25 protein-coding genes are annotated in these 22,808 nt (G+C 34.2%); 2 read left to right on the top strand and 23 right to left on the bottom strand.

What is annotated here, in order from left to right; genetic code table 11:
- Positions 1-19 precede the first annotated feature (19 nt).
- The gene (locus tag GN105_RS06630; RefSeq protein WP_155284620.1) at positions 20-1,189 is read left to right on the top strand and encodes a dicarboxylate/amino acid:cation symporter; all 1,170 of its coding nucleotides are present in this window, start codon (positions 20-22) and stop codon (positions 1,187-1,189) included.
- Positions 1,190-1,283: 94 nt separating this feature from the next.
- Complete coding sequence (folE, locus tag GN105_RS06625; RefSeq protein ID WP_155284619.1) at positions 1,284-1,958, top strand: GTP cyclohydrolase I FolE; 675 nt, start codon at positions 1,284-1,286, stop codon at positions 1,956-1,958.
- A 122-nt stretch (positions 1,959-2,080) separates the two neighbouring features.
- Here the strand turns inward: folE and GN105_RS06620 are convergent, their stop codons facing one another.
- The 23 genes from GN105_RS06620 to GN105_RS06510 form a co-directional block, all read right to left on the bottom strand.
- Positions 2,081-3,262, bottom strand: coding sequence for an Ig-like domain-containing protein (locus tag GN105_RS06620; protein ID WP_155284618.1), 1,182 nt, complete (start codon positions 3,260-3,262; stop codon positions 2,081-2,083).
- A 178-nt stretch (positions 3,263-3,440) separates the two neighbouring features.
- Complete coding sequence (pyrF, locus tag GN105_RS06615; protein ID WP_155284617.1) at positions 3,441-4,253, bottom strand: orotidine-5'-phosphate decarboxylase; 813 nt, start codon at positions 4,251-4,253, stop codon at positions 3,441-3,443.
- Between the two features lie 344 nt (positions 4,254-4,597).
- Positions 4,598-4,897, bottom strand: a complete 300-nt coding sequence (locus GN105_RS06610; RefSeq protein WP_155284616.1) for a hypothetical protein — start codon at positions 4,895-4,897, stop codon at positions 4,598-4,600.
- 61 nt (positions 4,898-4,958) lie between these two features.
- Positions 4,959-5,522 (bottom strand): SMI1/KNR4 family protein, encoded by a 564-nt coding sequence (locus GN105_RS06605; protein ID WP_155284615.1) that lies wholly within the window; start codon positions 5,520-5,522, stop codon positions 4,959-4,961.
- Between the two features lie 34 nt (positions 5,523-5,556).
- A complete protein-coding gene (locus tag GN105_RS06600) occupies positions 5,557-6,006 on the bottom strand; it encodes a DMP19 family protein (RefSeq protein ID WP_155284614.1) in 450 nt (149 codons plus the stop codon).
- Between the two features lie 18 nt (positions 6,007-6,024).
- A complete protein-coding gene (locus GN105_RS06595) occupies positions 6,025-6,678 on the bottom strand; it encodes a hypothetical protein (RefSeq protein ID WP_155284613.1) in 654 nt (217 codons plus the stop codon).
- Between the two features lie 69 nt (positions 6,679-6,747).
- Positions 6,748-7,806, bottom strand: coding sequence for an ankyrin repeat domain-containing protein (locus GN105_RS06590; RefSeq protein WP_155284612.1), 1,059 nt, complete (start codon positions 7,804-7,806; stop codon positions 6,748-6,750).
- 121 nt (positions 7,807-7,927) lie between these two features.
- Complete coding sequence (locus tag GN105_RS06585) at positions 7,928-8,455, bottom strand: hypothetical protein (RefSeq protein ID WP_155284611.1); 528 nt, start codon at positions 8,453-8,455, stop codon at positions 7,928-7,930.
- Positions 8,456-8,602: 147 nt separating this feature from the next.
- Entirely contained in the window at positions 8,603-9,013 is a 411-nt protein-coding gene (locus GN105_RS06580) for a DUF2262 domain-containing protein (protein WP_155284610.1), read from the bottom strand.
- 22 nt (positions 9,014-9,035) lie between these two features.
- A complete protein-coding gene (locus tag GN105_RS06575) occupies positions 9,036-9,734 on the bottom strand; it encodes a hypothetical protein (RefSeq protein WP_155284609.1) in 699 nt (232 codons plus the stop codon).
- Positions 9,735-9,903: 169 nt separating this feature from the next.
- Complete coding sequence (locus GN105_RS06570) at positions 9,904-10,113, bottom strand: hypothetical protein (RefSeq protein ID WP_155284608.1); 210 nt, start codon at positions 10,111-10,113, stop codon at positions 9,904-9,906.
- Positions 10,114-10,147: 34 nt separating this feature from the next.
- On the bottom strand, positions 10,148-10,699 hold the full coding sequence (locus tag GN105_RS06565; protein ID WP_227977409.1) for a hypothetical protein: 552 nt from the start codon (positions 10,697-10,699) through the stop codon (positions 10,148-10,150).
- A 94-nt stretch (positions 10,700-10,793) separates the two neighbouring features.
- Positions 10,794-11,840 (bottom strand): hypothetical protein, encoded by a 1,047-nt coding sequence (locus GN105_RS06560; RefSeq protein ID WP_155284607.1) that lies wholly within the window; start codon positions 11,838-11,840, stop codon positions 10,794-10,796.
- Between the two features lie 111 nt (positions 11,841-11,951).
- On the bottom strand, positions 11,952-12,608 hold the full coding sequence (locus tag GN105_RS06555; RefSeq protein WP_155284606.1) for a PQLLE family protein: 657 nt from the start codon (positions 12,606-12,608) through the stop codon (positions 11,952-11,954).
- 513 nt (positions 12,609-13,121) lie between these two features.
- Positions 13,122-14,309 (bottom strand): Ig-like domain-containing protein, encoded by a 1,188-nt coding sequence (locus tag GN105_RS06550; protein ID WP_155284605.1) that lies wholly within the window; start codon positions 14,307-14,309, stop codon positions 13,122-13,124.
- A 219-nt stretch (positions 14,310-14,528) separates the two neighbouring features.
- Positions 14,529-14,882, bottom strand: coding sequence for a VOC family protein (locus GN105_RS06545; RefSeq protein ID WP_155284604.1), 354 nt, complete (start codon positions 14,880-14,882; stop codon positions 14,529-14,531).
- A 6-nt stretch (positions 14,883-14,888) separates the two neighbouring features.
- Positions 14,889-15,692: a DNA-methyltransferase gene (locus tag GN105_RS06540; RefSeq protein WP_155284603.1), complete on the bottom strand. Its 804-nt coding sequence runs from the start codon at positions 15,690-15,692 to the stop codon at positions 14,889-14,891.
- On the bottom strand, positions 15,685-17,445 hold the full coding sequence (locus tag GN105_RS06535; RefSeq protein WP_155284602.1) for an ATP-dependent nuclease: 1,761 nt from the start codon (positions 17,443-17,445) through the stop codon (positions 15,685-15,687). The genes GN105_RS06540 and GN105_RS06535 overlap by 8 nt, the downstream gene beginning before the upstream one ends.
- A gap of 17 nt (positions 17,446-17,462) precedes the next feature.
- On the bottom strand, positions 17,463-18,296 hold the full coding sequence (locus GN105_RS06530) for a type II restriction endonuclease (RefSeq protein WP_155284601.1): 834 nt from the start codon (positions 18,294-18,296) through the stop codon (positions 17,463-17,465).
- Positions 18,280-19,296 (bottom strand): DNA adenine methylase, encoded by a 1,017-nt coding sequence (locus tag GN105_RS06525; protein ID WP_227977410.1) that lies wholly within the window; start codon positions 19,294-19,296, stop codon positions 18,280-18,282. Before GN105_RS06525 ends, GN105_RS06530 begins: the two co-directional genes overlap by 17 nt.
- 90 nt (positions 19,297-19,386) lie before the next feature.
- On the bottom strand, positions 19,387-20,460 hold the full coding sequence (gene prfA, locus GN105_RS06520; RefSeq protein ID WP_155284600.1) for a peptide chain release factor 1: 1,074 nt from the start codon (positions 20,458-20,460) through the stop codon (positions 19,387-19,389).
- A 220-nt stretch (positions 20,461-20,680) separates the two neighbouring features.
- On the bottom strand, positions 20,681-21,151 hold the full coding sequence (locus GN105_RS06515; RefSeq protein ID WP_155284599.1) for a DUF5018-related domain-containing protein: 471 nt from the start codon (positions 21,149-21,151) through the stop codon (positions 20,681-20,683).
- A 31-nt stretch (positions 21,152-21,182) separates the two neighbouring features.
- On the bottom strand, positions 21,183-22,805 hold the full coding sequence (locus tag GN105_RS06510) for a RagB/SusD family nutrient uptake outer membrane protein (RefSeq protein ID WP_155284598.1): 1,623 nt from the start codon (positions 22,803-22,805) through the stop codon (positions 21,183-21,185).
- Between the last annotated feature and the right edge of the window lie 3 nt (positions 22,806-22,808).

The raw sequence follows: 22,808 nt of genomic DNA, 5'->3' as shown, positions 1-22,808 counted from the left end.
ATAAAAAAAACACCTTGTTATGAATCTTTTTAACAATTTACTATTCAGGATTTTCTTGTCTATTTTAGTCGGGATTGTTGTAGGACTTTACGCTCCTCTTTGGCTGAACCGTACTTTTGTAACTTTCAATAAACTTTTTGGGAGTTTTCTCGGTTTTTCAATTCCGTTAATTATTATGGGACTTGTAATGCCCGCCATTGCCGAACTTGGCAAAAATGCAGGAAAACTACTGTTTGTAACTATTGTAATTGCGTATTCATTCACTATTTTTTCTGGTTTTTCCACTTACTTTGTAGGAAGTGCATTATTTCCTGCCATAATTGGCGAACAAGCATCAGTAACCTCTGCTCAAGCAGCTGAACGTTCTTTAGAAGCCTTTTTTACCATTAATATTCCCCCAATTCTTGATGTTATGAGTGCCTTGGTACTTGCTTTTATGATTGGAGTTAGTTTATCCCTGAAAAGTAATTCAACTTTGGGAGAAGTGTTAAAAGATTTTAGAGATATCATCACTCTTGTCATTGGAAAGGTTATCATTCCGCTTTTGCCTTTTTACATTATGAGTATTTTCTCTGAGATTGCTTACGGAGGAAAGGTAGTTTCGGTAATAAGTGTTTTTTTCAAAATAATCGGAATTATTTTCGTAATGCACATTGCTCTGCTTATTTTGCAATTTATTTTAGCCGGATTAATCTCTGGAAAAAGCCCAATGAGGTCACTTCTTAAGATGATGCCTGCTTATGCTACGGCTCTCGGAACACAATCCTCAGCCGCAACAATTCCTGTTACTTTAAGGCAGGTTATCAAAATGGGCGTTCCTGAGCGTATTGCTGGTTTTGTGGTTCCTCTTTGTGCTACAATTCATCTTTCGGGAAGTACAATGAAAATCACGGCTTGTGCGATGGCTTTGATGCTAATGAGCGGACAAATTGTTGACTTTGAATCTTTTTCAAGACTGATTTTTATGCTCGGAATAATGATGGTTGCCGCACCGGGCGTTCCCGGAGGAGCGATAATGGCTGCCCTTGGAATTCTGCAATCAATGTTAGGATTTGATGCTCAGCAACAGGCTCTTATGATTGCTCTTTACATTGCAATGGATAGTTTTGGAACGGCTTGTAACGTAACCGGAGATGGAGCTGTGGCTCTTATCGTAAATAAAATCAGTACATTATCTGGAAGAGAATAAAAAGGAAAGACCATAATAAGGTTTTTTCCAAATTAAAAGAGTATCTTTGCAGACTTTGTAAAACGAATTTTTTAAGAATTAATTATTAAAAGAAATGACAGATAAACATATTTCAGAAGAAGATGCATTTGGGGATAACCACGTGTGTACTTCTGCAAAAACGCCCTTACGTGCCGATGCCTTTGACAAAACTGATGCTGAGAAAATAAGTATAATTGAAGAAAACATAAGGCAGATTATGCACACTTTGGGCTTAGACCTAACCGACGACAGCTTAAGAGGAACTCCAAAACGAGTTGCCAAAATGTTCGTTAAAGAAATTTTTGGAGGATTGCACCCTGAACGTCGTCCGTCGGCTTCTACCTTTGATAACAACTACCAATACGGAGAGATGCTGGTTGAAAAAAATATCGTGGTTTACTCCACTTGTGAGCATCATCTTTTGCCTATCGTGGGAAGAGCTCACGTGGGATATATTTCCAATGGAAAAGTTATCGGACTCTCAAAAATGAATCGCATTGTTGAATATTACGCAAAACGTCCACAAGTACAAGAACGTTTGACTTTACAAATTGTTCAAGAAATGCAACGAGCTTTGGGAACGGAAGATGTGGCTTGTGTGATTGATGCTAAACACTTATGCGTTAATTCGAGAGGAATTAAGGATATTGAAAGTAGCACCGTAACTGCCGAATTTGGAGGAAAATTCAAAAATCCAGAAGTTCGCAAAGAATTTTTAGAATATATTAAGCTGGATACCAAATATTAAGTTTCTTCTCTTACATCTTCAATGTAGATTTACAGTAAAACAACTTATAGCGAATAATATGTAAAAAAGCAGAACCGTATGATATGTTTATCATACGGTTCTGCTTAACATTTATTTAAAAGTTAATTTTCTATATTCACTGTAATTACATCGCTATCAATATGTTCTCCAGTTAATGAATCATAATATACAGCTTTAATGGTAACTGTTCCGGTTTTAATAGCGTCCAAAATATGTTTTTCACCGTCTTTCCAACCGAAAACAGCCGCTTTATCACTGTTATTGCTGACAATTTGCCAACTTACACTACCGAATCCGCTTTTTGATTTATCCATAATCCCTTGTTCCTTTTTTTCATTATTATGCCAAATAGAAACACTTAGAGGATGTTTTCCTTTTTTAATTTGCATAGTTTTGTCTTGGGCTTGGTCTATAGTAACTTTATTGATACCCAAAACCACTTTTATTTCAATAGATTGTGATACAAATGAGCCATCAGTGGCTTGTGCAGTGATGGTAGCTCTTCCTTCTTTTAAAGCTGTAACTTTACCCTGACCATCCACTGAAACCACATCGGGATTGCTTGATTCCCAATTTAAGGTGGTGTTAGTAGCATCGTGTGGCTCTATTGTTGCCTGTAAATTGTGGTTAGCTCCTACCCCAAGTTGTGTTATCGCTAAAATAGTAATGTTCTGTACTAATTTAACAACATTGATAAGGTGTTTGGTACTTACACCACTGCCATCGGTAGCTTTGATGGTAAGTGTAGCCGAAGCACCGTAACGTGGATTAATATAAATTTCTCCTGTTTGTGGATTTACAATACGCACGATTTGAGTGTCACTTGATTCCCAGACTAATGTTTTATTAGAAGCATTTTCAGGATAAACATTTGCAGTAAGCCTTTGATTTCCGGGTTGAAAATTATGTTGAGCTTCAATTTCAATTCTCTCGACAGGTATCTTAGAAACTTGTACCTCCAATTCGGTGGTTTTCCCTCCTGAACTCACTGTAATAGTTGCAGTTCCCGAAGTTTTGGCTTCAATGACAAACTTCTTGGCTTTGGCATCAACATTTATCGAAGCAACATTCACATTTGATGATTTAACCTCAAACTTGTCAATATGCTCTCCGCTGATAATAACTTCTTTACTCTCGCCTTCTGCCAATTTAAGCGGTGAAGTTTCAGATAGATTAATCACGGGAGTTTTTTCCGCAACGATAGGCATATCTTCTTCCTTTGTTGAACACGATACAAAAGCTAAAAACAAGCCGCAGAGTATCCATAGTACATTCTTTTTCATTGTATAATATATTTTTAATTATTTCGTTTAACCTTTTTTAATTTCGCAAAAAAGAAGCGATAATTTTTCTCTATTGACAAAGTCGGGGCAAAAGTATGAAAAAGAAATTACCAAAATTTGTTTTAATAAAACTTTATGATAAAAATAACGTACATTAAAGATTACTTGAAAAGCTCATTTACTGCACCCATTTTTCCATTTGTTGTTGTAATTTTTGGGCTTCCTCGCGGGCTTTTTCGGCAAAATCGACACCGTTGGAAGCGTAAATAATTCCTCGAGAAGAGTTTATCAGCAAGCCATTGTCTGTATTGAGTCCGTACTTACAAACCTCGTCCAAGCTACCGCCTTGAGCCCCCACACCCGGAACCAACAAAAAGTGGTTCGGAACGATTTTACGGATTTCTTTCAGATATTCGGCTTTGGTAGCCCCCACTACATACATCAGGTTTTGGCTATTTTTCCACATTAAGGAAGTTTGCAATACTTTTTTGTAAAGTTCTTCATCGTTTACTATTTGCGTTTGAAAATCAAAAGCTCCCGCATTGGAAGTTAGTGCCAAAAGTATAGTAATTTTATCTTCAAAAGCCAAAAAAGGCTCTACCGAATCCTTTCCCATATACGGAGCCACCGTAACGCTATCAAACTGTAAATCATTAAAGAAAGCCTGAGCGTACATTGCCGACGTATTACCGATATCACCGCGTTTCGCATCGGCAATGGTGAATATATCAGGGTGATTTTCATTGATATACGCAATGGTTTTCGCCAGCGATTGCCAACCTTTCACGCCATAAGCCTCATAGAACGCCGTATTGGGTTTATAAGCCACCGTATAAGGATGCGTTGCGTCAATAATGGCTTTGTTGAACTCAAAAATAGGGTCTTCAGTTTGTAACAAATGGGCAGGAACTTTTGTCAAATCCGTATCGAGTCCTACACATAAAAGCGATTTCTTTTTTCGTATTTGTTCTATTAGTTTTTGTAGTGTCATATACTGATTTTTTTTGTTTTTATCGTGTTATAATGCTGTAATTAAGATGATTTCTTCTTTAAAAAATACAAATTATTGCTTTTTAGGCGAACAAAGATAAATGTTTTTTCGTGGTTTTTGTGTTAATTAAAATTAGCTATTTTTGTTTGTTTTATTTCTAACCAATTTTTGGTCGTGTTATAAAAAGTATGGTGGTGGTTCTGATTGTCAGGCTGAGCGTAGTCGAAGCCTTGTAATGATAAGGCTTCGACTACGCTCAGCCTGACAAAAACACTTCTTTTTTAAGGCATCATACTTTTTATACTTTTTACATCACCTCCCAATTTTTTACACTGTTAAATAAATTAGTTTTTAAAAAAGAGATAAAGAACAATATATAAAAGTAAAAGGAATAATATAAAGATACAACCGATTAAAATAGCTTCTTTTTGGCGTTCTTTTCTTAGCTTATGCCTTATATCTGACTTTATTTTTTCCAATTCTTCTTTGGAAATGAATTTCGATTTATCAATCAGAGGAGAATCATTTTCTAATTTGCATAAGCCATTAGTCATTTTGTCTTTTTTGGAACGATGTTTTTTACGCAGAGCATTGTTTGCATTCGTCCTTTTTATCATATCTAATATATGTCCTCCAAAACTCATAATTACCAGCTGTTTTTTTCTATTCTTTAATTTATTTCTCTATTAAAGAGATGTGAAACTTTTACACCAACCATTCTATGTTAATTACATCATCTTCAAGCTCGTAACTTTTCTCTTTTAAGGATTGTAATACTTTTTGAGAAAACTCATAAAAGGAATCTGCCACTACCACTTCATCGCTTTCCATATCAATGCCTGACCAAAGTTGTACAATTTGCCCATAAACGCCATTGCAAGCAGGATTTAAGTCGATGAAAATCCGTTGTGTGCCGTTGAAATTAGCAAAAGGTATCCACCCCTTGTTCCAAATGCTGGGCTGAATTTTATTTGGAGTTAACCAATCGATAACTTCCTCATCCTCAAATGCCATTTCATAATCCGAAATAATTTCATCAACAGAAAGTAATGCATTATAGCCAACAAAAAGCGTTTCATACCATTGATGATTTTGTCCGTTAAACGTACGAAGATAATTTTTAAAATCCTCAGGCAATTTTTGTTCTATAATTGCTTCTAACTGATGTATTTTCTCTTCTTCGGCAGGTGGATTGAAACTTTTTCCTACTTTCGAATTCATTTTTTCAAGTTCCTCACGTATTTTTTGCCAGATTATTTGTATTTCCATAATATGAATTTGTTGTTTTTCGATTAAATGCCGCTTATGTGTTTACCTTTTCCATACAACATAATTCTTCTCTATGTTTTTCCGCATACTTACGATACAAATCGCTCATAAAACCATCGGGATAGTATGAAAATTCGCTGTCAAGTTCAGCCATCAACTTTTCCGAATATTCATCGGAAGTGTCAAAAAACCAAGAACCATCGGCAGGAAGTAATTTAACTGCCTTAGTTATAATCTCCGCTGATTTTACAGCTCCTATCTCTCGCAATGCTTCAATGACTTCGTCGTTATATTCAGAATATTCCTCTTGTAAAAATCCCAAAATACCATCTGCCTGCCCAAAATTTTCTAACAATATACACAAAAATATTTTTTTCTGTACAGAATTTAGTAAATTAGGATTATGATTGCATTTTTCTGCGAGAATTTCGTATAACGCAATGGTAAAATCGTCATTGTCTTCAAGTAAAAATAAATCCTCCATAGTTTTTCTATTTTTGTTTTACCAAAACTTTTGAGGTAAAGCCAAATGATTGATTATATGTTTCTTTTGTAATTCTTTCAATGCTGAAATATCTTCCAATTTTCGGGCGTATGTAATCTCAAACTTCTCTAAACGAGTCATATTTTCAATCCCTGACAGCCTTTGAATTGAAGGATACACTAATAATAAATCCGTTAGATGAATTAAATCCTTTAATTCTGTTAAATCTTCCTTATTGTACGACCAAATATGTAAACGATTAAGATTTATAGCCTTGCCAAACCCCAAAATACAGGGAGAGAAATCAAAACGCAAATCGACCAAGTTAGGAATCTGCGAAACATCGATTTGCAGCTTTTTACTCACTTTTTTTACATTCAGAATGGTTAATTTTTGTAACGTGTATAGCACTTCTACCCCAACAACCTTATCTATTTTGAAATTATCTTCAATGATAAGTTCCGGTAAATCAGGATAATTCTTCAGAGGAGAAAAATCTAAAATGACCTTTTCACCGGTTGCTTCAAACTGACCAAAAAGCCCTGCAAAATCCGCAGTAATTCGCAATCCGCAATGATAATTTTTTGCCATTTTGATACCTTTGGACAAATATTCCGGTAATACCTCCACGCAATTGATATCCTTATTATAATGATGTGTTAGTTTTTCCATTCTTTTTTATTCTTAAAATGTTCTCTTGCTACCGGTACAAACATTCAAACTTTTATTTTTTCTCCTCACTTACCTTTTATACTCCACTTTTTCCAAAGTTATAGGATTCGGGTTTTGCGTTACCCACAAAACAGCCAATTTTGCTAATTCAAATGAGTTTTCTCCGTCGTCATCGCCTTCATAAAGAAGTGTTTTTAGCTCGTTGGCTTTTTGCATTTGCTCGTCTTGTAGCGGATTTCCTTTTTGGAAATAAACCATCATTGCCGAAAGCATCTTTTTGAAATGTTTATCCCAATTACCGCTTCCATTCCGCAGTATTTCATCGCGGATTTTCCCTGAAATACGAACAACTTCGCCTTGAATGGTTTTCGCACAACCCGAACCCGGCACCAAAAAGTCCCAAAGGTATTCAAATTGCTTTTGAAAATCATCATCGGGGACAATTATCGGCGAAATTCCGTCGTGCTGAATGCGTTTTGCCACAGGCTCTACCTTAAACAAGGCATAAAGCTGTTGCAATCCGTTTTCAGTTTCTTCCAAAAACTCAGGATTAATGCGTTCACGATGAAACTCAAAATTTTCACCAATGCGAACGACTTGTTCTTTGGTAAATTTGGTAATTTTTTCACCCGATTTGAGCAATAAAGCGGCACTTTTTGCCACGCTCGGAATACTTGCATTCTGACATCGATGTAACATTTCCTGTAAAGGCGTCAAACCTCTGTCATTTTTAGCAGAAATATTCGCTCCTTGCTCCACCAAAAGTTGTGTAACTTCAAATCTCCCTTCCGCAGCGTGCAAAACTCCATTTTTATACGTGTCGGAAGTGTGAATATTTGCTCCTAATGTCAATAAGGTACATACTCTTTCCACATTATTCACGGAAGAATGATACCACAAAGCCGTTCTTCCGTAAGAATCAGCCGCTTCGATGTTTGCTCCATTTGCTACGAGCCATTGTATCCATTCGGTTGGAATGCCGTAAAAACAAAGTGCCGGTTTTTTGATATAATCCCGTTCATAAGCGTTGATATCACATTTTTCAAACACTTTTTGAAATGCTTCAAAATCGTTTTCTTCCAATATCTTATAAATATCGTTGGGTAGTGTTGCTCTTTTCTTTGCCATAATATGCTTTATTTTTTTAGATATTTTAATTAGGTAAATTCATCATATAAACGTTAATTATCTGAATTTCATCTTAAAATATTTACAATTTCTACTTTAGTTTTTTATGATGCTATGATTTTCAACTCAAATAAGGGGCTATTTTCTTCCAAATATAATCCCAAATGGTACTTTGATGCTCCAAAATTTTCTCTTTGCGTTTTTGTAGTTCTGGTAAGACAATAGCTTTGTTCTTTTGCATTCGTTGTTTTTCTTCCTCAGTATATTTTTCACCTGAAAGCTTTAAATTATCAAATAATAATGTACATAAAGCATTGACTACAACAATTTTTTTGGATTTAGGAAATTGCTCATCGTCTAAGGCTTCAAGCAAAAGAGATAAATTTGCCATTTTAGCAAGAATCAAATCCTCATCTTGTTCCGAAAACTCATAATCTTCATTTTCACTCCAAATTTTAAACAATTCTACATCTATTTCAGGGGTATTATAACTTACAGAATCAGATTTTGTACCACCACATTTAGGACAAGGCATTTTCCAATACTTATTACCAAAAAGCCCGAAAGCTGCTTCTAATTTAGTCAATGGAAATTCCTCTTTATGACCGCATTTACAGATTTTTACAAGTCTATAGTTGTCCTTTTCCATATATTTTTTACTTTGCTGTTTAATTTTTCATTATCAAAATCCAATCTTTTTCTCAATGACATAGATATCTTGTTCATACTTTTGATATTGAAATACCCAAACGAATAAGATAATAAATGTTTAGTCTTCTTAGAAATCCTCATTTTATTACGTAAGAATGTCATATTCATCAAAGTTTTCTCCATCGGAGGAAGAAGCAACCCAAGTGAAATCTTCCGCAATTCCTTTATAAAAGAATAAAACGAAATCATCTCCTACAAACGATATTTCATCTAAAACCAACTGAATTTCAAATGTATTCTTGTCTATCTTAGCTTCATCTTTCTTTCTAATTTCAGTATTATAAATTCCCAGACATTCTTTTGAAAGATATTTTTTAGCCTTATCATCAAATTCCTCTAAATTCGGAATTAATTTGTTTGCAAATTTCAAAGTTTCTTCAATAGCTGAGCCGTCCGGTTCAAAAATCAATAGTACTTTTTTTTCGTGCAGAAAAATTTCTGCTTTATACGCATCTGAATAGGTTTGTAAATTATCAATTGTGATTGATTTTATCATAATTTCTTATCTCTTTATAATTTTAAATAGGTGTTAATGTAATAATTTTATCAAAATCAACTTTCCATTTTTTAATTTGTGTATCGGTAATTTTTAAAATCAAAATATTATTTTGAAATGAAAACGAACGCACCATTGACGGCACGAGAATACCCGATGCAATCTTATCCTTTAAAGATACGGGAACTAATGTCGCCTTTTGTTTGGGCAATTTTATTTTCATTATAAACTGCATATAATCCGATGAATTGGTAATTATTTTATTACCATCGTAACGCATTAATAATTGAAACTTAACATCATTATGTGTGATGTTTTTGGTTACTGCCCATTCGCCTTGCAAGTTCGTTATCAGTACTTTTTCAAAATTAAGTTCGATGTTTTCTTTCGTCCAATCGTGCATTGGAGCAATATCTATCAAACTTTGTTTTACTTGCAAAATGGCTTCCTTCGGAAAAAGCTCATCAGGCGTATTTTTGAGTTTTTCCACATCTACCCAAAGCCTTACGCCGTATTGAAACCGTTGCCCGTTTTGTAATTTATCATCCGTCAGATATAAATTCAGCGGACGAATCACTTTTGAAATGCCATTCTTACAAAAGAAATCGGCAAAATAAATCACCGAATACATTTTATCACAAAACACTTTCTCTCTTTTGCTAAATTCATCGGTATCCACCACATACACATTGGCAATACGCATCGAAGTCATTGATTTCATACTTTTTTATTCTGTCTTTTTTTATAAAAATATACTCAAATGACTGAAAACCTCAATCTGATGTTTAATAAAATTTTATTTTTATTTGTTTGACTCATCTCGTAAAAACAAAATATGTTTTTCTTATTCTGATACGGAAAAATATAGCTTCTTGCTCTCCTTCAGGGGATTATTTTCGCTTATGCCATTGCGTTTTGATATCTTTCCAAGCTTCAGAAATAATCGTTACGAGCCACATCAGTATGCCGAGCATCATTAGCGTCTCAAAATTGATGGGACTATGTCTTCGCAAGCCTTTTTCAATAAAGAAAATGTACATAATGTACAAGCAAGCTATAATTTTTGAAATAAAGGGAAGTATTCTGAATAAAAATTTCATTTTTCCTACGTATTTAATCAATATCGTTTCCTTTTTAGCGATAAGTTGCTTCACGGAAAGTCTTAATCATAGGTATCAGATAGTTAATGGCTTCATTTTTATCCATTGCATTGCTGGTTCGGGCGGTATGTTTTAGCGTAATTCGTACAAAATGATAAGGCGTTTCCATCATAAAGAAATACCCTTCGTAATATACGGGCAATATGCTGCTTTTATCCTTTCCGCCTCCATAAAAAGCCATCGTTGGGTATCCTTCTTCGTTTTCAGCAGGAAATTCAGTGTGATGAAACGTCATAAAGGAACTATTTCGATACGTTTTTTCAGGATTCGTTCTGCATTCTTCAAAAATTTTTCGCACACCTACATCAGTCTTTGCATTCGTTTCGATTTGAATTCGATATTTTCCGTTGTCAAAAAAATCAAGGTCGTCAAACTTTTTGTTTTTTTCAAATCGATTGCTCAATTTAAAAGTATATTCTTTGCTATACGTACTGAATGTAACCGGTTTTTCTTCCGAACAACTCATAATGCTTAACGCCGATGCAAATAAGATAAAGCATTGCATTAATTTTTGCATTTCTTTCATCTTTTAACCTGTTTTTGATTATATTTTATTTCTTTTTTGGCTTTTTTCTTTTATTTAACGATGTATTTTAAAAGTGCTGTTTCTTATTTTTTTCTCACACAATCGGGACATTCAACTCATTGGCTAAGGCATAGATAATTTCTTTATCTTTCTTTTTAACCACAATGAAGTTGCAATCGTCATTTCCGCTGGCGATATCAAGCAGGGTGTAATCCGACCGATTTTCCAACTTTTCCTGCACAAGCCCCCAATCGTTGCCCACTTCCTTAAAGGTAACTTTGAACGGCTGACCTATCTTTTCCGAAATAAATCGGCTTAATTCCTTCGTGTCAAACTTCCAATCGTCTTTAAATACGTGAAATTTTTCTGTAAATGCCCAATATAACAGATAATCTTTTTCATAATCATCAAGATATTCCAAATCTTCCTCAAACCAAATGCCTTCATCGATTAACTTTTCGGCAAAAACCTTCCGATTTTCGTTAATATTCTTCCAATCGGTTTTTAAATCGGAAATTTCATTGTCTGACAGATAGTTATCGTGATTCAATAAGGAAATTAATGCATCAAAAGTCGCTTCATCAGCCGTATTGTCCTTTTCAAAAACTCCTTTGTTTTGCTCCGTTTTGATTTTAATCGCTTTACAGACTTCCTCTGTGAATTTCAGTAGCTCATCAAAGTGATATTTTTCGGTTTCGTCGGCTGTCTCGTACTCAAAAGAGTGACTGTTTAGTATCATTTCCCGATAAGTCATCTCTAAATCCACATCATTGCAGTGAATAAAAACGAAATCGTCTCCTGCTTTCATCATTGAAAACGAGACGTAGTAAGTTTTTGCCAATCCGATGTTTCTGCGGACTTTAAACAAGTAATGCATCAATACATATCCGCAGCCACGCTTGATATCTTCAATATCTTCATCATTTAGCTCACCAAATCCGAAAATAGCAAAAATCCGATTAGTAAGTTTGATTTCCTCCTGATAATCATAGTCTTGCGGAATATCATCAGGAGCTGAACAGAAGGGAAAACACATACAATTGACATCGCCTAACCACGAACCGTATTTGCTGTAAAAGTTTTCCCTACTGATGTCATTATTATCAAAATATTCGTAAATTTTCAGTAAATTGTTTTCCATAGTATTTTAATTTTTTTTGAGTGTCAGGCTGAGCGAAGTCGAAGCCTTATTAGTTACAGACTTCGACTTCGCTCAGTCTGACAAAAAAACTCTAACAAAATCAACTGAATGTTATCGTACTGTTTTGCCAAATATTTGTAAAAACTGAGGCTCATCGGCAAGGGCGTATTTCGCATAGCTGTAAAGCTCACGCGTCCATTTGTCGAGAGCTTCAAAGGCTTTGTTTTTGTCTTTAGTAGCTTGTTCGCTTTCATTTTTTTCCTGAGAATGAATGGCGTACAAATCTTTAGTTTGTGCGATTTCCGATTGCTTTTCGGTGATTATCTGTTGGGTGATTTTTACCCTTTCTAATGGAGTACGTAGGGTTTCTTGCTCGGCTAAATTCTTATAAAACAAGATCATTTCTTCCAAAAGTGCGACTATAGACTTTGAAGGACTTCCCTTTAAGGATAATCTTACCTTTGCTTCCTCATTAGTTTTGAAAATGAGCTTTGCTTTGTTGCGATGTTCGCGATAGGATTTAGAAATTTCATCCAGTTTTTGTTTGAAATTCAGATACGCAACACGTTCTTCTTCAGTTTCTTTCTTGTTAGAGCCATATTTAGCTTGAGCCTTTTCGTATAATGCTTTTCCCTTAGCAATTTCCGATTCAGAATAGCCATAATCGTCCAATTTCTCGGCAATTTTGCTATTATTTTCCAATGTTTCAAAAAGGACTTTAGCATTTTGAAGCATTTCTTCGTTTGTAAAACAGATTTTAGAAGCCATAATTTTATATTTTTTATAGTTAAACGATTATATTTTTATTTTTTCATCAAGGATTTTTATTTTATCAAGTCACTTTTCTATTTTCCGTACTAACTTTTTGATTTTCTACTAAAAGAAGAGGTCATTCCGTACTAACTTGCGTGTTTTTTACACTTACTTTTGTGTTTTCCGTACTGACTCGTCTGTTTTTTACACTGACTTTCCTGTTTTGCGAACTTACTTTTGTGTATTTTATTATCACTTTTGATTATTTCTAACTTACTATTTGGATTTTGTTACTTTCTCTTTTATCCTTTACACTTTATACTTGTCTCCCGTAACTTGTTACTTTCTTTTGCAGTCAAAATTAGATATTTAGGATTTATTTTCCTAATTTTTAGGGAGGATTTTTTATATTCATTGAAGAATTACGAATGTATTTTATGGAAATTTACTTATTTCATCAAAAACAAAAACCCTTCAGAAAAACTTCCAAAGGGTTTTTATAGTTTCTTTTATTCTTTTTTTATCTCTTTACTCCGTTATTGTTACAGTTACTTCACAATCAACTGATTCATTTGAAATTAAACTATTTTCATAACTGACTCTGAGGATAAAAGTACCTGTTTTGTAATTTGCTTGTAGCAGTCCCTCTCGACTTATCTGTGCCAGATAAGTAGTACTCTCTGTTCTTTTTGAAAAATGAATCGTAACATATTGGCTTTGGGATTTTCCTCCGTTTATTGTCTCTACTAATTTATCTTCTTCAAAAGTAGTAATTACAAGAGGAAGACTTGTACCTTTTTTCAAAGAGATTGCTCCATTATTACTCTGACCATTAATCTTTATTTTGTTAATAGGAACAATCGATTTGATAAGAATCTGTGCCTGTGCTCCAAAACCGTCATTAGCAGTAGCCGTAATTTGTGCACGTCCTTCTTTATGACAAGTTATTCTTCCATTTGCATCAACTGATACCACTTCCGGAGCATCAGATTTCCACGAAACAGAGCTATCAGTTGGAGGTACATTACGATTAATACCATAAGCATCATATTGTAAGACAAATTCGCTACCTACTGCCATAGCTTTTTCCTCTCCTATACGAATATTCAGTTCATTGACAATGTTAAAGGCTATAATTGTTATTTCTGCGGAAACATTACTTCCGTCTGTGGCTGATGCTTTTATGGTTGCTTGTTGCCCCGGTTTATTTAACACAAATATGCCTCCGTTTTCATCTACCCTTACCACGTTGGGATTATTCGACTCCCATTTTAATTTTTTGTTGGTTGCATTTTCCGGAAATATAGTGAAATTCAATGTGGCATTTCTTCCAACAGGAAATTTATTTTGTTCATTGAATTCAATACGTTGCACTAAAACATTTTTAGGCGAAACTTCCACAATAAGGTCTTTTGAAACATTTTTTGAAGTAACGGTAATGGTGGCTGTTCCTGCTAATTTTGCTTCAAGGACAAACATCTTCTCTTTGGCACTAACAGTTACAACCTCTGCATTTGACGAAGTTACTGTAAACGCTTTCAAATTTTCTCCACTAACTTGAATTTCTTTGGATTGCCCCTCCACTAATTTCACAGGAGAATTTTCAGAAAGAACAATTGTTGGTGTCAGTTCAATAGGTTTTGGTTCTTCTTTATCTTTCGAACACGATACAATTCCTAAAATAAGGCATAATAATAAAAATAGACTTTTTTTCATTTTGTTAATTTTTTAAGTTATTTCTAATTTATTAAGATTTTAATTCAAACAACAATAAATATGAGTTTTATTTGCTTTTGATAATTTAAAATCTGCGACAAAGGTATGAAAAATAATTAATGTATATTTTTTTTTGTGAAAACTTTGTGATAAAAGCTGTTTTTAATAAGAGAAGTTTTTAATTTTGATAATTGTTTTTAGTTGAATTGATTGATATTTCTACTTTTTATCTTCAAAAAACTCAAACCAATTGCCATCAGGGTCTTCAAAGGTAAGTAGTTTTCCGTAAGTTTCATATCGGATAGTGCCAACAAAGCGAACATTTTGGCTTTTCAGGGTTTCGTAAAGGTTTTCCATATCGTCCACTTCAAACATAACCCTTGTTTTTTGCGGTTTGACCTTTCCTTTATCGGCAGGACGTTTGAGAATAGCAAAAGAAGTCGCTCCCAAATCGAATTCCACCCAATCTTCCTCCTGAAATTTCAGTACAAATCCTAATTTCTGAAAGAATGCTTTGGAAACTACCAAATCGCTCACATATACCCAACAGGCGTAGATTTTTTTGATGGTCATTTTGGTTTATGTTTTTATTTTATGAAGAATTTGATTTCTAATTGTAATATTTTCTATTTCAACTCGTCTTTTTTTACTGAGTTCTAAAAAATCTTTTTCCTTGTCGATGCCTACAAAATTTCTTCCGAAAAGATTGGCGGCAATGCCCGTGGTAGAACTTCCCGTAAAGGGGTCTAAAATCCACGCACTGCGGTGAGTAGATGCTAAAATCAATCGCGTTAAAACCGAAAGAGGCTTCTGTGTAGGGTGTTTACCACACGATTTTTCCCAAGGTGCAATGGCAGGAAGTTTCCAAACATCTTTCATTTGTTTGTTGCCGTTGAGTTGTTTCATCAATTCGTAATTGAAGTAATGCGGAACTTTCTCGTGTTTCCTCGCCCAAATGATTTGCTCGGTAGAATGGGTAAAATAGCGACACGAAAAGTTAGGTGGCGGGTTGGTCTTTTCCCAAGTAATGATATTGAGGATTTTAAAACCCAATTCGATGAGAATTTGCCCTACAGAAAAAATATTGTGCATCGTTCCGCTAATCCATATCGTAGCGTCGTCTTTCATTTTTTCGCGAACCAAAGAAAGCCACTGACGATTGAAATCATTGATAAATTCAAATCCTTGTGATTTGTCCCACTTACCTTTATTTACGCTTACAATTTGTCCGTTTTGGATAGAAAGTCCATCATTGGACAAAAAATAAGGCGGATCGGCAAATATCATATCAAACTCACGATTGATTTGAGGCAAAAGCTCCATTGTATCTCCGTGCAGAAGATAAAAATCTTTGTTGTTTGATATGTAGTAGGGGTTAGGCATTAGGCAATTTATATCCTATTATTTCTGCAATTTTTTCAAATAAGGGTTTAAAATGAATGAAATCACATTTATCTAATTTATCTATATTCTTTATTACTTGAGATTTTATAGAATCAATTTTTGTGTCATCAAATCGTTTGAATGTTTCTCCTCTGTGTTGAGTTAATGCTACTTCCAATTTTTCTTCTAGTGTTGCATCAGAAAACAAGTATTCAATAAATGTTTTCTTTTCAAAATACACAGCGGCACTCTTTCTAAAATCTGGAATAGGAAGAATAACTAAGTGATTTTTACTATTTACACAGTAAGTATCATCAATTTTATTAAAGTTATGGTCTTTAATAATTTTATCTCTTTGCTTCTGACCAGCGAAATCATTATCTAAAATTCCAATAATAATATTTTCTGTTTTATTGCTTTTTACTTTATTACCAACTTCACCTTCTCCTCCGCCACCTTCGATCTTAATTTCGTTGTTAAATAATTCTGTATTGTATAATTTTTTAAAAGCCTTTTGTAATATAGAAACATCAGAAGTTCCTTCACAAAAAATTACTGGTTTATTGCTATCTCTTAATAAATTCTCTAATTTCTCTTTTTCTTTTTTAGTTTCACTCAAATCTTTCATTACATTGTAATGACTTTCATCTATCTTTTTTAAATGATTTTCTAAATATTCACCCAACAGAATTGTATTTATCTTTTTCTTATTATTCTCAAGAAATAAAACTTTATCAAATTGCGAAATCAAAGTTGAATTATGTGTAATGATGAATATTTGTTTATTAGTATCTTCAGATACCTTTTTTAAGTGATGATATAATCTACTTTGGTGGTTAAAGTGTAAATGAGAATCGGGTTCGTCTAATAATAAAGCATTAAGTTTAAATCTTTCATAATCACCATAAGCTAAAACAGATAATATGTTTAATACATTAATAGTTCCACTACCAAGTTGATTAATTTCAACTAAGGTATTTAAATTTTCATTCTTAGAAAAGATTTTTATATAACTCTCTTCATCTTCAAGTCTTTTTGAAAATGAAATATCATCTATGTTTAGTATCTTTTTAATATCTTCTTCAATATGAATCAGTTTATCATTTTTGTTTTCTTTTTTTAACTTTTTTTGTTCTGGAGATATTGCAAAAAGAAGATTTCTAATTATTTCATTTGCTTTAGATTCTCTAAGTTTATTTAATATATACCCTTTGGCAAACAATGGTTCATTATTTGGAAGTAAAAAAATTGGATTTATGTATGTAAAAAGAAAAGTCTCTTTAAAATCCGACCCAAAAGGAAGATTTAATATTTCTGACAATTTTTTAGATATGCCTTTTCTCAAACTAGGAGATTTAAGTAATTGAAAATTTATAACCTGATCTTTTGTTGTTCGAGTAAAGATAATGGGTAAAGTAACTTCATTATCTCCATTTGAAATTGTCAATGATATTTCAAAATCTCTAATTCGTGAATTTTTATAAAGATTTTTAAAATCTTGGATTCTTAAAAAAGAAATATCATCAATTGTAAAACTTGAATATTGATGAGCGTAAAATGAGCTTTGTTGATTATTTGTTCTATCTTTTAAAAATTTTTGAAATGCAAGTTGCCAAAGCCTTAAAGCATCAAATATTGTAGACTTACCACTATTATTTCCGCCAATAATTAAATTGAAGTTAGGATCAAACTCTACCTCTAATTCCCCAAAACATTTAAAATTTTTTATTCTGATTTTAGAAATATATAACATATAGCAAACCTTTAAAATTAAACTAAAATATTCTTCCTTACTTTCTTAATAAACTCACCAAGCGTAGTCAAATTATACACACTTGGGATAAGGTTATAAGCTTCTTCTAATTTATTTTTTGCAGAAAGCCAACCTTGTCCGTCTGTAATCCAAACAAATTCGTATTGCGGATATTGATTAATTTTCATAGCAACATCGGAGTAAGCTCGGGCAACTTCATTGAGTTTTGAACCGCCTGTATTATAAAAATTGGTTTCGATCAAATAAGTTTTTGTGGGAGTTTCAATTACAAAATCAAAGCGTTTTACATCGGTTCCCAAACTCATAATTTCTGGAAATATTGTATGATTAACTTCCGCTTTGTACGAAATCCCTGCCTTGTCAAAAATTGAAGCAACAGCTTTTGACATATTAGAACCTCCTCTATTTTTTCGAGCATTGGTATCTAAGCCTACCTCGATACCAAAAACATAATCTACTAAATTAGTAATTTTTTTGGTTCTGAAAATTTCGCCTAATCCTGTTTCTTCAATGTATTCTAAAATCAATTCTGAAGAAGTAAAATAAGTGGTAAGCAAAACTATTTCTCCCTTACTATTAAATGTTTTTGCTAATTTAGAATTCCGAACTGCAATTAAAATATCCAACACTTCAAAGGCTTTTGGGTTTTCTTCAAAAAGTTCTTGAACAGCCTTTTTTAAGTCATCTTTCCCAATCAAATAATTCAATTGATTAAGTTTCATTTCTATTTTGCCTACATTATTACTGATTTTTTCAAATGCAACAAAATAATCCAATGTAGCATTCGTTTCAGCAAGTTGAGTAAGAAATTCATTAAAGGGTGTTCGCATATTCGGGTGTAATTTGATTTGTAATTAACAATTCAGTCAATAGACCTCTTTTTTTAGGATTGGCATTGATACTTCGTTTGGCATTTACTCTTTGTATTGAAAATTCAGCGTAAAGGTCATCAAAAAAATTATCTTCTGCATTTTTTCCTTTTACATCGGAGTTGCTCAAAATCCAATGGTAATTTAGTTTATCCAACTTACTGCAAAAATCTCGCAATCGAATTTGTTCCTCATCATTAAATTCATCTTTTGCATACGAATTGAAACTCGAGGTTTCGCTAAGCGGTTTATACGGTGGATCGAAATAAAACAATGTATTTTCTTCTGCATAAGGGAGTGTTTGCTCAAAATCGCCACACAAAATTTCTACTTTCTGCAACGCCTCACTGACCGCCAAAAGATTTTCTGTATCGCAAATGGTGGGCTTTTTGTAGCTTCCCATCGGTACATTAAATTCATTTTTCCTATTGACACGATATAAGCCATTGAAACAAGTGCGATTCAGGAAGATAAACAACGCCGACTGACTGGTTTTTTCTTCCTTTCGAGTATTGTACAAAGCTCTTTTGTCGTAATAATATTGTTTTTTCTTTTCGTCGTTTCCGTCTAAATCGTGGTATTCACTTTGCAAAATTTCGAGAATAGAAATCAACTCGTTCGGATTCGAAGCTATTGTTTTGTAGGTATTGATAAGGTCTTGGTTAATATCATTAATCACCGCCTTTTTCAAATTCGGAAAATTGTTTAGCATCCAAAACAAAACCGCTCCGCTCCCTACAAAAGGTTCGATATAGGTAAAATTACCTTGCACAAGTTTTGAAGGTAAATTTCTTTCTATTTCCGAAATCAGTTGCGTTTTTCCGCCTGCCCATTTCAGAAAGGGTTTAGCTGTATTCTTGCCATTAATAAAAGCTCCCAAACTTTCAATTTTGGATTTGGTTTTATCAACCAATGCCCACCCTGTCGAGTTTGTTCCTATATCCAATAGTATATTTTTCATTCTTAGATATCAATATAAGTTACGGATTTTTATGTTGCTTTATGGTCGGATATAAAAGAAAGACGATGTTGGAGCATCGTCTTTTCATTATTAAAACATATCGTTTTCTTTGAGTTTTTCGGTGTTTTCAGCAAGTTGTAACTCGTCGATAAGGCGTTGTACATCACCGTTGATTACGTTTTGCAAATCATAGAGCGTCAGCCCGATGCGGTGGTCGGTTACACGCCCTTGCGGATAGTTATACGTGCGGATTTTAGCACTTCTGTCCCCACTGGAAACCATACTTTTTCGTCGTGCCGAATCTGCTTCCATTTTTTTCGCCAATTCCATTTCATACAAACGCGAACGCAACACTTTCAGGGCTTTATCCAAGTTTTTATGCTGTGATTTTTCGTCTTGGCAACGCACTTCAATCCCTGTGGGAATATGCTGTAACTGAATGGCAGAATAGGTTGTGTTTACCGACTGCCCCCCAGGTCCTGTTGAGGTCGTTCTGATGATTTTAACGTCTGCCATATCAAGCTCTACGTCAAATTCTTCCGCCTCGGGAAGTACCATAACCGTTGCAGCTGAGGTATGTACGCGTCCTTGTGTTTCGGTTTGCGGAACACGTTGCACACGATGTACACCGGCTTCAAATTTGAGCGTTCCGTACACGTTATCGCCCGTAACTTCGAAGATAATTTCTTTATATCCGCCCGAAGTTCCTTCGTTGTAGTCCATTACGGACGTATTCCAACCTTTTGATTGACAATATTTTGTGTACATTCGGTATAAATCTCCTGCAAAAATGGAAGCCTCGTCGCCTCCCGTTCCCGCACGGATTTCCATCACTGCATTTTTGGCATCTTCGGGGTCTTTTGGGATAAGCATAAAGCGGATTTCCTCTTCCAACTGCGGAAGTTTTTCTTTGGCTTCGTCGAGCTGCATTTTTGCCATTTCCACCATTTCGGGGTCGGTTTCATTGGCGATAATTTCCTCTGCCTCACTGATGTTGGAGGTTACCAGAATGTATTCTTCTCTTTTATCGATAAGTTCTTTAAGTTCTTTGTATTCTTTATTGAGCTGAATGTAACGTTTTTGGTCGGAAATAACATCGGGTTGGATAATCAAATCCGAAATTTCGTCAAAACGTTGTTTTACAATGTTTAATCTGTCAAGCATTTTTTTGAAATTGAATTTTTTCGTTGAAAATTGGTTGCAAAAATAGTAAAAATGACGTTTAAAATCAATTCATTCAAGAATATTTATTGAACTTGTTTTAACCTTTATAAAGATAACACTTGAATAAAAATACACATTTAATAAGTATTAAGACAAAAAAGCTGTCTAAGAAAGACAGCTTTTCTACAGTTTATTTTGTATGTATAATAACAATTATCTGTTATTTTTTGAAAGAAGTTACCTCGATTGTCCACTCAGAAGAGTTGCCATTATCTGCCTCTACTCGATATTTACTAGGTTTTGACCAGTCGGCAGGAATGCCTAATTTTGGAGCTTCTCCTATGGGATAAACTTTCGCAGCTGTAGAAACTCCTACTGCAACTGCTAAATTCTTTAATGAAACTTTAGCTCTTTCTTCCTCGGGAAATGATTTGTTGGATGCGGGTACAGTTACCTCGATGGTTATTGCCTTTGTTTCTTTGTTTATATCTGACTTGTCTATAACTAAGTTAATGTATTTTACGACTTTTTGAGTTCCAGAATCACTTGTTTGCTCAAATACGTAGTGATATTCAACACCTTGTAACGCAACGATATTGCTTTCTTCGTATTTGGACGACCCTTCCTCCTTCTGGCAAGAAATCACTCCCGTTACCAAGACTGCGAGTAGGAAATGTATATATTTTCTCATTTTTGATTAATTTAAATTTTACAATTATCTCTTAATATCCTTTTGCTTTCTGAGCCTCTTTTAATTTAGGATTTCTATCGATCGCTGAGATGGGATAAGGCATACGCACGAATTTATCCTCCCAACGACGTTTTTGAGCTAATTCGCCGTGAATGCTGTAAATATCTTTCATTACCTGAGAAGAAATTCCCCATCGACGGATATCATTCCAACGGTGTCCTTCACAGGCTAATTCAATTCGGCGTTCATTACGGATAACTTCACGCATTGCCTCTTTTGAAAGCCCTGCTGTTACATCAGGCATACCTACGCGAGTTCTTATTTTATTAAGGGCATCATATACAGAAGCATCAGCTCCGGCAACCTCGTTTTGAGCTTCGGCATACATTAGCAAAATTTCAGCATAACGAATAACGGGGTAATCGTTTAATTTACGTGTGATTGTTCCTTCCGGATCGGTAAGTTTTCGATAATTATAGCCTGTTTTTGAAGTATTACTTGCCTTTCCATTGTTTTGCCATACGAATCTTTCATCCCCCATTACGGCATTCCAAATCGCACCTGGAAATAAAATAGAGGCATATAAACGCGTATCACGATTTTTAAACTCATTTAAATACTCGGTTTTGTATTTCCCGTCATTATAGTTGGCTTTTCTTTCATTAGCTGTTGGAGGTGTGAAAGGAGTACCATCAGCTTTCCAATAAGCATCAACTAATTCTACAGTAGGAGTGATTGAACTCCACCCCCCACCTATGTTACTTGAAAGTAAACGTCTGGATATCCAATTGAAATTATCTTCAATAAATTCCTGATTTAAAATAACTTCATTATTGTTTTTATTCTCTTCCCAGAATAATTTTTCATAACTACGAAGTCCGTTATAGAATTTTTGTTTATGTGCGTCATCTACAAAATCAACAAAGGAGGCATAATCGTCTTTTTCACTACTTAACTCTGCTTTCAGTTTAAAAAGCTCATAATTCATTCCCATAATGGCCTGAGTTGCTTCCACCACTTGCGGATACTGACCATAAAACAAGTGTACTCGAGCTTTAATTGTGTATGCAGCAGCCTTTCCTAAGCGGCTTTTTACAGAAGGTGTGGTTGGTAAATCAGTAATACTTTCTGCAAGTTCATTTATTACGAAATTAATTACTTCGTTTTCGGCTGTTGGTGCTATTTGCCCTTCCTCAGTTTCAGTGATGTAGTTTTTAATCAGTGGTACTGCTCCAAACTTGGAAGCCATATTGAAATAATACCAAGCCCTAAGAGTTCTTACTTCTGACTTGTATTGTTTTTTTAATTCTTCAGACATTGGAACTTTATCAACATTGTCCAAAAAATAATTAAAACGTCTTAATCCGCCAAATCCGTATCCGAAATCATCATTATCAGTAATATCACCTGCTGAACCTACAGTAGCCTTACTTTCCCAAGGATATTGACAAAAAGTATTGTCCGCATAGGCGTCCAAATAAGCATCACCTACACTCCCAGGTATATATGCGTAACAACCTAATAACGCACGTGTTGCATCGTTCTCACTTTTCCAAAAACTATCTGAAAAGATTTTATCTTGAGGTTCTCTGTCCAAATTACACCCTGTGATAAACAAGATTGTAAATAATGGTATTATATGTTTTATTTTCATAAT

It is taken from the genome of Capnocytophaga felis, assembly GCF_009684755.1.
Lineage (GTDB): Bacteria > Bacteroidota > Bacteroidia > Flavobacteriales > Flavobacteriaceae > Capnocytophaga > Capnocytophaga felis.
The sequence above is the reverse complement of the archived record's forward strand: the minus strand, read 5'-3'. Positions and strand labels throughout refer to the sequence as shown.